This is a genomic window from Nonomuraea sp. NPDC003560 (assembly GCF_042878785.1).
GTDB lineage: Bacteria > Actinomycetota > Actinomycetes > Streptosporangiales > Streptosporangiaceae > Nonomuraea.
Window position 1 is genome coordinate 301,510 of the sequence record NZ_JBIAOF010000009.1, and the last position, 8,936, is coordinate 310,445.

Below are 8,936 nucleotides of genomic sequence, written 5' to 3' on the forward strand. Positions count from 1 at the left end.
CCCCCGTCCTTAAGCGCCAACGATGATGTCTGCACCTGCTATAAGCATTACTGATGGACCCGAATCTGTTGCGCACGTTCGTGACGGTGGCCCGCCTGCGCTCCTTCTCGGCCGCCGCCCACGAGCTCGGCTACACCCAGTCGGCGATCTCCCAGCAGGTGGCGGCGTTGGAGGCCGATCTGGGGCTGCCGCTGCTCGGCCGCCGCCCGGTGGAGCCGACCCCGGCCGGTGAGCGGCTGCTGGAGCACGCGGGGCCGCTGCTGCTGCGCCTGCGGGCGGCGCGCGCCGACGTGCTGCGCGCGGCGGCCCAGCCGGCCCACCGGCTGCGGCTGGCCGCGACCCCGCTGGCGGTCAACGCGGTGCTGGCCGGACGGCTGGCCGAGGCGCGCGCCGCCCAGCCGCGGCTGCGGGTGGAGGTGCGCACCTGTGACCGGGAGCGGCTGGCCGAGCTGCTGGCCGAGGGTGAGGCCGAGCTGGGGCTGGCCGACGGCATCGCCGCGCCCAGCGACCCGCTGCGCCTGCCGGAGTCGGGCCCGATGACCACGGTGGGCGTCAGCGAGGAGGACCTGGTGGTGGCGTTGCCGCCGGGGCATCCGCTGGCGGGACGCCGGGCGTTGCGGCTGGCCGACCTCGTCGACGCCCGCTGGCTGCAGACGCCGCTGTGCCCGTTGCCGCGCCTGCGCGACCTGGCCGGTGACGGGTTCGCCGCCGCGCTGGTCTACCAGGGCGACGACGTGCACACCGTGCTCAACCTGGTGGCCGCCGGGCACGGGCTGACCCTGCTGCCCGCCTCGGCCGGGCGGGGGGTGCCGCTGGTGGCGCCGCGCCTGGTGCACCGCGTGGAGCTGGTGCACGGCGCGCTGCCGCCCGGCCCGGCCGCCACCCTGGCAAGGGCCCTGACCGGCCCGCCGGCCTGACGCGCCGGATGCGGGCCGGTCGGGTCCGGCAGGGGACGGGTCAGGCGTGCCAGCCGGTCACGCCGCCCGGCACCGGCGCGGCCGGGTCGTAGGGCTCGCGGGTGAAGACGAACGTGTTGAGGTCGAGATGGTCGGCGGCCACGCGCAGCCTCTCGCCGGCGTAGTAGCCGTCCAGCCCGAGCCAGGTGCCGTCGTCCTGGGGCACGAACCGGGAGGCGCGCCCGCTGCCGTCGACGGGCGCCAGCGACAGCCCGCGCTCGGGCAGCAGCCGCAGCGCGTACGGCTTGGGCCCCCAGTGCCACAGCCCGGTCAGCGCCAGCAGGTCGGGGTCGGCGGGGGCGGGCTGCCACTCCTCGGGCAGGCGCGGCTCGTGCTCGTCGAGGATGTCGAGCAGGTCGGTGGGCAGGGAGCCGGTCATGCCGCTGGTGGTGTTGGCCATGAACAGCACGCCGACGCGTTCGGCCGGGTCGGCCCATACGGTGGCCAGGAAGCCGGGCATGGACCCGGTGTGCCCGGCCAGGCGGCGCCCGCCGACGCGGGCCAGTTGCAGGCCGAGCCCGTAGCCGGCGGTCCAGGAGTCGCCGTCGGCGACGCCGGCCGGTTCGCGCATCTCGGCCAGGGTGTCGGGCGACAGCACGCCGCCGGTGTCACCGCCGACGAAGGCGGCCCAGCGGGCCAGGTCGTGCGGGGTGGACCACAGCTGCCCGGCCGGCCCCATGGCCACGGCGTCGTGCTCGGGCTCGGTGAGCACCGTGTCGGCCCACGGGTGGACGGCGTAGCCGGTGGCGTGCGGGGCGCGGGGGCGGGCGGTGGTGGCGTTCATCTCCAGCGGCGCCAGCACCTCCTGCCGCACGGCCTGCTGCCAGTCGGTGCCGCGCAGCCGGGCCACCAGCTCGCCCAGCAGCGCGAACCCGACGTTGGAATAGTGGAAGAGGCGGCCGGGCCGGTGCCTGACCTGGTCGGGGCCCACCCGCTTGAGCAGGTCGGGCAGCTCCAGGCCGGGGGTGCGCTCCCACCAGTCGGTCGGCGGTTCGGCGGTCAGGCCCGAGGTGTGCGACAGCAGCTGGGCGATGGTGACCTGCCCGGCGGCGGTGCCGGGCAGGTGACGCTCCAGCGGGTCGGTCAGCGCGATCCTGCCCTCGTCGCGCAGCCGCATGACGGCCACGGCCACGATCGACTTGGTGATCGATCCCAGCCGGTACTGGGTGGCCGGGGTCGGCGGGCCGTCGCCGACGCGGCCGCGGCCGCCGAACCACACCGTCCGCCCGTCGCGGACGATCGCCGCCGTCAGCGACGGCACCCTGCACTCGGCCTGCTCGACGGCCAGCCTGCGCAGCAGCGCGCGGGCCGTCACCTGTCCCACCTGACTCATGGGCGACAACACTAGCGGCGTCGGGTGGCCGCCAGGTGCGTACCTGCCGCCTCGCCTCGGCCGGCCGGGCTGTCATCGATCGTGGTGCGGGGTGACCAGGCCGGCGTCGTAGGCGGCGATGACGAGCTGGACCCGGTCGCGGGCGCCGAGTTTGGTGAGCAGGCTGGCGATGTGGGCCTTGGCGGTGCCGGGGCTGATGTGCAGCTGGGCGGCGATCTCGGCGTTGGACAGGCCGCGCCCCGCCAGGGTCAGCACCTCGCGTTCGCGCGCGGTGACGCCCAGCGGCTGGCGCGGCAGCGGGCGGGGCTGGGGGCGGCCGGCGAACTCGGCGATGAGGCGGCGGGTGACGCTGGGCGCGATCAGCGCGTCGCCGGCCGCGACCACGTGGACGGCGGACAGGATGTCCTCCAGCGCCATGTCCTTGACCAGGAACCCGCTGGCTCCGGCCCGCAGCGCGGCGTGGACGTTGGCGTCGTCGTCGAACGTGGTGAGCATGATGACGCGGGTGGCGGGGGATTCGGCGGCGATGGTCTGGGTGGCCTCGATGCCGTCCATGCCGGGCATGCGGATGTCCATCACGACGACGTCGGGGCGTAGCTGCCGGGTGAGCTGGACGGCTTGGGCCCCCGTCCCGGCCTCCCCGGCGACGACGACGTCGGCGGTGCCGTCGATGACCATGCGCAGACCGGCGCGGATGAGCGGCTGGTCGTCGGCGAGCAGGACGCGGACGGTCACCGTGCCTCCTCGTGCGTGCTGCGGCCGCTCTCGCGCACCGGGGCGTGCTGCGGCAGCGGGAGGGCGGCGGTGACGCGGAAGCCGCCCTGGGGGCGCGGCCCGGCGCTGAGGCGGCCGTCGAGCAGGGCGGCTCGCTCACGCATGCCGGCGATCCCGTACCCGCCGCCGGTTGAGCCCGCGCCGGTTGAGCCCGCGCCGGTTGAGGCGGTGCCGCGTCCGTCGTCGGTGATGTCGACGCGCAGTTCGCCGGGCGCGTAGTCGAGGACGACCTGGCAGTGGCGGGCGCCGGCGTGGCGGACGACGTTGGTCAGCGACTCCTGGACGATGCGGAAGGCGCACCGGTCGACGGCCGGGGGCAGCTCGCGTGGCGTGCCTCGGCGGCGCACGTCCACGTGGAGGCCGGCGGCCGTGGTCGTCGCGGCGAGCCGGTCGAGGTCCGCCAGACCCGCCGGCAACCCCAACCCCGATCCCGATCCCGACCCCGACCCCGTCTCCGACCCCGGCCCCGCCCAGGTCTCCGGCTCTCCGGCGGCCGGGGGCTCGCGGAGCACGCCGAGCATGTGCCGCAGCCCTTGCAGCGTCTGCCGGCCGGCGGCCTCGATCGCGCCGAGCGCCTGGCGCGCCTGGTCCGGCCGGCTGTCGATCACCCGGGCGCCCGCGCCGGCCTGGATGGCGATGACGCCGATGCTGTGGGCGACCATGTCGTGCAGCTCTCGCGCGATGCGCAGCCGGTCGGCCGTGACCGCCTGAAGCTCGGCCTGCGCACGCAGCGCCTGCCCGTACTCGCGTCGTTGCCGGAGCGTCGTGCCCGCCGTCCAGGCGACCACGACACCCAGGCCGAGCAGGAGCGACAGCGCGAGGAAGCCCGGCGCGGCGACGCGCAGCCCCTGGGCCAGCAGGGTCCCGTGCCAGACCGCCTGCTGCACGATCAGCGTGGCGGCCGCCGCCACCAGCCCCCTCCGGCGCGTACGGGTGGCCGTGATGAGACAGACCAGCAGGTCGGCCGCCGGCAGCAGCGGCCAGATCCGCTCGGCGGACTGCGCCGAGGCCACCGCCACGACCAGTTCGGCCAGCAGCACCGCCAGCACCGCGCACGGCCGCCGCCGGGCCCACACCATCGGGACCGCCATCGCGGCGGCGAACCCGAAGTGTGCCGCGCCCACCGGCAGCGGGCTCTCGCCGTCGGTCAGCGTCACGACGTACAGCAGTGGCAGGCAGGCCACCACGGCGCACCACGACAGCGCCGTCCGCACGCCGTGCGGCAGCCGCTGCGTCAAGGGTGGCCTGGGCGTTGGTTCGCGCACTCGGCCGATCGTAGTCACCGGTCGCCGCCGCGGGCATCGGCCTGCCGGCCTATGCCCGCGGGCCACCCCACCGGCAGGCGAACCTGCCTGCGGCCAGATGTCCCGCCTGCCCGGCCTGCGACACCGTTGGCCGGGTGATCGAAGTCAACCAACTGACCAAGCGTTACGGCGCGGTGAGGGCCGTCAACGCGCTGACCTTCACCGTGCGGCCGGGCTGCGTCACCGGGTTCCTCGGCCCGAACGGCGCCGGCAAGAGCACCACGATGCGGATGATCCTGGGGCTGAACAGGCCCACCAGCGGCACCGCCACCATCAGCGGCCGCCCGTTCGCCCGTCACCGCGCCGGCCTGCGGCACGCCGGCGCGCTGCTGGACGCCGGCGACGTGCACGGCGGGCGCACCGCGGCAGCCCACCTGTCGGCACTGGCCCGCGGCAACGGCCTGCCGCGCCGCCGGGTGGGCGAGGTGCTGCGGGAGGTGGGTCTGGAGGGCGTGGCCCGCCGCCGGGTGGGCGGCTTCTCCCTGGGCATGCGCCAGCGGCTCGGCATCGCCGCCGCCTTGCTGGGCGACCCGCCGGTGCTGCTGTTCGACGAGCCGGTCAACGGCCTGGACCCCGAGGGCGTGCGCTGGGTGCGCGGCCTGTTCCGCCGCCTGGCCGCCGAAGGACGCACCGTGCTGGTCTCCAGCCACCTGATGAGCGAGATGGAGCACACCGCCGACCGGCTCGTCGTCATCGGCCGGGGCGAATTGATCGCCGAGGAGAGCGTGGCCGAGTTCGCCGCCCGCGGCACCGGCTCGTCGGTGACCGTGCGCTGCGGCGACCCCGCCGAACTGGCCGCCGTGCTGGCCCAGGCAGGCGCCCGCGCGCATCTGGACGACGACGGCACGCTGACCGTCACCGGGCTCAGCGCCGCCCGCATCGGGGAGCTCGCCTTCGAGCGGCGCATCGTGCTGCGGGAACTCGCTCCGCGCCGGGCCTCGCTGGAGCAGGCGTTCATGGAGCTGACCGCCGACCGCGCCGACTACCGCGCCGATTCCCATGCCGATTCCCATGCCGATTCCCATGCCGGCTCCCATGCCGACTCCCTGGCAGGTGACCGGCGGTGACGGCCGCCCGCCTGCGTGACCTGCTGGCCGCCGAGTGGATCAAGCTCTGGTCGTTGCGCTCCACCCGCTGGCTGCTCGGCCTCGGCCCGCTGGCCATCGTCGCCTTCGCCGCCCAGAGCAGCCTGAACGCCTACCGCGAGTGGCCCAGCTTCCCGCCGATGCAGAAGGCCACGTTCAGCCCCTTGAACGAGGCGTTCAGCGGACTGTCGGCCACCATGTTCATGATCGGGGCCGGCGGCCTGGGCGCGCTGACGATCGTCGGCGAGTACGCCACCGGCCTCATCCGCACCACCCTGACCGCCGTCCCGGCCCGTCACCGCGTCGTGGCCGCCAAGCTCGCCGTCGTCGGCGGCGTGCTGCTGGCCATCGGCGTGCTCGTCTCGGCCGCCACCTTCGGCGTCAGCCAGGCCATCCTGTCCGGCCGCGGCGTCGCCGTCGCCCTCGGCGATCCCGGCGTGCTGCGCGTGCTGGCCGCCAACGCGCTCCTGGCTCCGGTGTCAGGGCTGGTCGGCATGGGGATCGGCGCGCTGCTGCGGCACACCGCGGCCGCCGTCGTGTCCGTCTGCGCGGTGCTGGTCATCGTGCCGACGTTCTTCCGGCCGACCGTCCACCAGTGGCTCAACGACCTCTACGCCCTGGTGCCCTTCTACGTCTGGCGTACCTGCCTGGGGCTGCCCCAGCTCCGCGACGACCCTGCCCTGCCCACGGTGGCCGGCTCCTGGGCCGTGTTCGCGGCCTGGCCGCTGGCCGCCGCCGTCCTGACCGTGCTCGTCGTGCACCGCCGCGACGTCTGACCGCTCCTGAGAGGAATCCGATGAACTCCCTGCTGCTCCGGCCGCTGGCAGCCTGCCTGGCCCTGGCCGTCACGGCCTGCGCCACGCCGACCGCCTCGGCCACTCCCTCCGGCCCCTCCACCGCCTCCGGCCCGGCCGCCACCGCGTCGCCGGCCGTTGCCCGGCTGGAACTGCCGCGCCCCACCGGCCCCGATCCGGTCGGCCGCGACGTCCTGTACCTGGTCGACACCAGCCGTAAGGACCCGTGGGTCCCGCGATCGGGCCCGCGCCGGCTGATGGTCTCGATGTACTACCCCGCTCGCTCGGCCACCGGCGCCCCGGCGCCCTTCATGACGGTGGAGGAGGCCGCGTCCCTGCTGCGGCGCAAGGCCCCCGGCGCCGACCTGCCCGCCGAGATCGTCAGCGGCATCCGCACCTACGCCCACACCGGCGCGCCCCCCAGGCGCGGCCGCCGTCCGCTGGTGGTGCTCTCACCCGGCCTCGGCCTGCCGCGGGCCAGCCTCACCTCCCTGGCCGAGGACCTGGCCAGCCGCGGCTACGTCGTCGCCTCCCTCGACCACGCCTACGAATCGTCGGGGACCGTCTTCCCCGGCGTCGGCCTGCTCACCTGCGCACCCCTGTGCGACCAGCCCAAACCCCCCGAGGGCGGCAAGGCCTCCATCGCCAGGAACCGCGCCAAGGACGTCTCCTTCGTCCTGGACCGGCTGACCGGCCGCCACCCGGCCTGGAAACGCGCCGACCTGATCGACTCCAGGCGCGTCGGCATGGCCGGCCACTCACTCGGCGGCGAGGCCGCCTCCACCACCATGGCGACCGACAAGCGCGTCAAGGCCGGGATCAACCTCGACGGCACCATCAGCGCGACCCTCCCCGCCACCGGCCTGGGCGATCGCCCGTTCCTGCTGATGGGCAGCCAGAGCGACCACAGCCCCGGCAAGGACGACACCTGGGACAGCGCCTGGCGGACCCTGCGCGGCTGGAAGCGCTGGCTCACCGTCGCCCAGGCCCAGCACAGCAGCTTCACCGACCTGGCCATCCCGCAGAGCAGTATCGGCCCGCCGGCTTCCGGCGTCATCGCCGCCGAGCGCGGCCTGGCGCTCACCCGCGCCTACGTCGCCGCCTTCTTCGACCAGCACCTGAGGAACATCAGGCGGCCCCTGCTCGACGGGTCCACCCCGGACAACCCCGAAGTCGGCTTCCACAATCCGTGACCCGGCACCGGGAGGCGCACGCGCGGCCTTTCCCGTCCGCCGCCCTTCCCCTGATCGCGTCCGGGGCCGGTCAGCGGGTGGGGGCGCGGTCGAAGGCGTCGAGGATGAGGTGGCTGGCGTCCAGGTCGCGGGCGGTGTCGCCGAGGCCGGGCACCTCGATGGGGCCGGGCCAGGTGTGGCCGCCGCCGTCCACCGTGTACAGGCGCAGCGTGGCTCCCCGCGCGCAGGACGTCCACAGGCGCAGCCGGACGCGGCGCAGGGGATGGCTGGTGGCGGGGGAGGAGCAGCGCTGGGCGGCGGCCCAGGCGTCCATGGTCTGCTCGACCGGGGGCAGCACGACGAGCGCGGCCAAGTGCCGCAGTCGGCCGCCGGGCTCGGGGTGGCCGCCGTCGTAGGGGACCAGGCGGTCGGCGGTGCCGTGGAAGGCGACGATCGTGGTGGGGACGGGCTGGGCGCACGGCTGGGCGATGGGGATGCCGGCCACGGCGGCCACGCCGCTCAGGCGTCCGTCCAGGGCGCAGACGAGCGAGGCGGCCAGGCCCGCGCCGTAGGACAGGCCGGCGGCGAACTCGCGTCCGGGGTGGGCGCACTGGTGGCGTTCGACCTCGTCCAGCAGGGCGGCCAGGTAGGCGGTGTCGTCGGGGCCGGCGGTGTGCGGCAGGGTCCAGGCCAGGCGTCCGGGCGCCGATTGGGGGGTGATGACGATGTAGCCGCGGCTCGGGCCGATCTGGGGCAGGCGGCTGTAGGCGGCCTGTTCGGCGGCGTTGGAGCCGAGCCCGTGGAGGTTGAGCAGCACGGGGTGGGGGCCGGGCCCGTCGGGGACGGCCAGCAGGTAGCGGCGGGTCAGACCGGCGGTGGTCAGCTGGTGAGCACCGGAGGCGAGCCGGCGGGCCGTGGCCGCGCACCCACTGCTCGCCGCACCCCGCTCCCGTTCCCGCATCCGGTCCTGCCCCAGGTCCTGCCCCTGCTCTTGCCCCTGCCGCTGCCCGTCTCCCTGCGCCTGTCCGGGAGTCCGGCCCTGAGTCTGGCCCTGAGCCCGGCCCAGCGCGCGGTCCTGCACCGGGCCTTGCGTCCGCGGGGGAGTCGCCTCCTGGGACGATCGAGGAAGGGGTGCCACTGCGGAGGGCGGCGAGGATGCCTGACCGCCGGCCGAAGGCGACCGTTCGCCTGCGCCCGGCAGAGAGGGCACCGCGCAGCCGGACAACACCGCCATCACCAGGAGCGACATCAGCGCCAAGACCGTGGTGCTCGTGGTGATGCTCGCGTCGGCGCCTGCGGTGCTGGTCGTCCTGGCTCTCGCGGTACTGCTGGCGCTCGCTGTGTTGGTGCTGGTGGTGGTTGCGCTGGTGGCCGTGCTGCTGCTCGCGGTGGTGCCTGCGCTCCTGCCCATCTCCCCCCCCCCCCCCCCCCCCCCCCCCCCCCCGCGCCCCCCCCCCCCCCCCCCCCCGCGCCCGCGCCCCCCCCGCCCCCCCCCCCCCCCCCCCGCGCCCCCGGCCC

At 75.7% G+C, this 8,936-nt stretch carries 8 protein-coding genes; 4 read left to right on the top strand and 4 right to left on the bottom strand.

The features are described from left to right. The first annotated feature begins 53 nt into the window (after positions 1 to 53). Positions 54 to 917 carry a LysR family transcriptional regulator gene (locus ACFYUV_RS32645; protein ID WP_364335681.1) on the top strand — a complete coding sequence of 288 codons (864 nt, stop codon included), beginning with the start codon at positions 54 to 56 and terminating at the stop codon, positions 915 to 917. Positions 918 to 957: 40 nt separating this feature from the next. Here ACFYUV_RS32645 and ACFYUV_RS32650 read toward each other — a convergent pair whose 3' ends face one another. From ACFYUV_RS32650 to ACFYUV_RS32660, 3 genes are all read right to left on the bottom strand, one after another. Beyond that, positions 958 to 2,289 carry a serine hydrolase domain-containing protein gene (locus ACFYUV_RS32650; protein WP_387675167.1) on the bottom strand — a complete coding sequence of 444 codons (1,332 nt, stop codon included), beginning with the start codon at positions 2,287 to 2,289 and terminating at the stop codon, positions 958 to 960. Positions 2,290 to 2,361: 72 nt separating this feature from the next. Next, positions 2,362 to 3,024 (bottom strand): response regulator, encoded by a 663-nt coding sequence (locus ACFYUV_RS32655; RefSeq protein WP_387675170.1) that lies wholly within the window; start codon positions 3,022 to 3,024, stop codon positions 2,362 to 2,364. Then, complete coding sequence (locus ACFYUV_RS32660; protein ID WP_387675173.1) at positions 3,021 to 4,328, bottom strand: sensor histidine kinase; 1,308 nt, start codon at positions 4,326 to 4,328, stop codon at positions 3,021 to 3,023. The genes ACFYUV_RS32655 and ACFYUV_RS32660 overlap by 4 nt, the downstream gene beginning before the upstream one ends. A gap of 134 nt (positions 4,329 to 4,462) precedes the next feature. Here ACFYUV_RS32660 and ACFYUV_RS32665 point away from each other — a divergent pair, with 134 nt between their 5' ends. Genes ACFYUV_RS32665 through ACFYUV_RS32675 form a run of 3 tightly spaced genes read left to right on the top strand, consistent with a single transcriptional unit; the run spans position 4,463 to position 7,439 of the window. Beyond that, positions 4,463 to 5,434 carry an ABC transporter ATP-binding protein gene (locus ACFYUV_RS32665; protein WP_387675176.1) on the top strand — a complete coding sequence of 324 codons (972 nt, stop codon included), beginning with the start codon at positions 4,463 to 4,465 and terminating at the stop codon, positions 5,432 to 5,434. Beyond that, complete coding sequence (locus ACFYUV_RS32670) at positions 5,431 to 6,228, top strand: hypothetical protein (RefSeq protein WP_387675179.1); 798 nt, start codon at positions 5,431 to 5,433, stop codon at positions 6,226 to 6,228. Before ACFYUV_RS32665 ends, ACFYUV_RS32670 begins: the two co-directional genes overlap by 4 nt. Positions 6,229 to 6,248: 20 nt before the next feature. Then, a complete protein-coding gene (locus ACFYUV_RS32675) occupies positions 6,249 to 7,439 on the top strand; it encodes an alpha/beta hydrolase family protein (RefSeq protein ID WP_387675182.1) in 1,191 nt (396 codons plus the stop codon). A 70-nt stretch (positions 7,440 to 7,509) separates the two neighbouring features. On the opposite strand, the gene ACFYUV_RS32680 is transcribed toward ACFYUV_RS32675, so the two are convergent. Then, positions 7,510 to 8,379, bottom strand: coding sequence for an alpha/beta hydrolase family esterase (locus tag ACFYUV_RS32680; protein WP_387675185.1), 870 nt, complete (start codon positions 8,377 to 8,379; stop codon positions 7,510 to 7,512). Between the last annotated feature and the right edge of the window lie 557 nt (positions 8,380 to 8,936).

Coding starts and splice junctions, on each gene's coding strand:
- ACFYUV_RS32675 (WP_387675182.1), top strand. CDS start 6,249: ATGAACTCCCTGCTGCTCCGGCCGCTGGCAGCCTGCCTGGCCCTGGCC.
- ACFYUV_RS32680 (WP_387675185.1), bottom strand. CDS start 8,379: ATGCGGGAACGGGAGCGGGGTGCGGCGAGCAGTGGGTGCGCGGCCACG.
- ACFYUV_RS32650 (WP_387675167.1), bottom strand. CDS start 2,289: ATGAGTCAGGTGGGACAGGTGACGGCCCGCGCGCTGCTGCGCAGGCTG.
- ACFYUV_RS32645 (WP_364335681.1), top strand. CDS start 54: ATGGACCCGAATCTGTTGCGCACGTTCGTGACGGTGGCCCGCCTGCGC.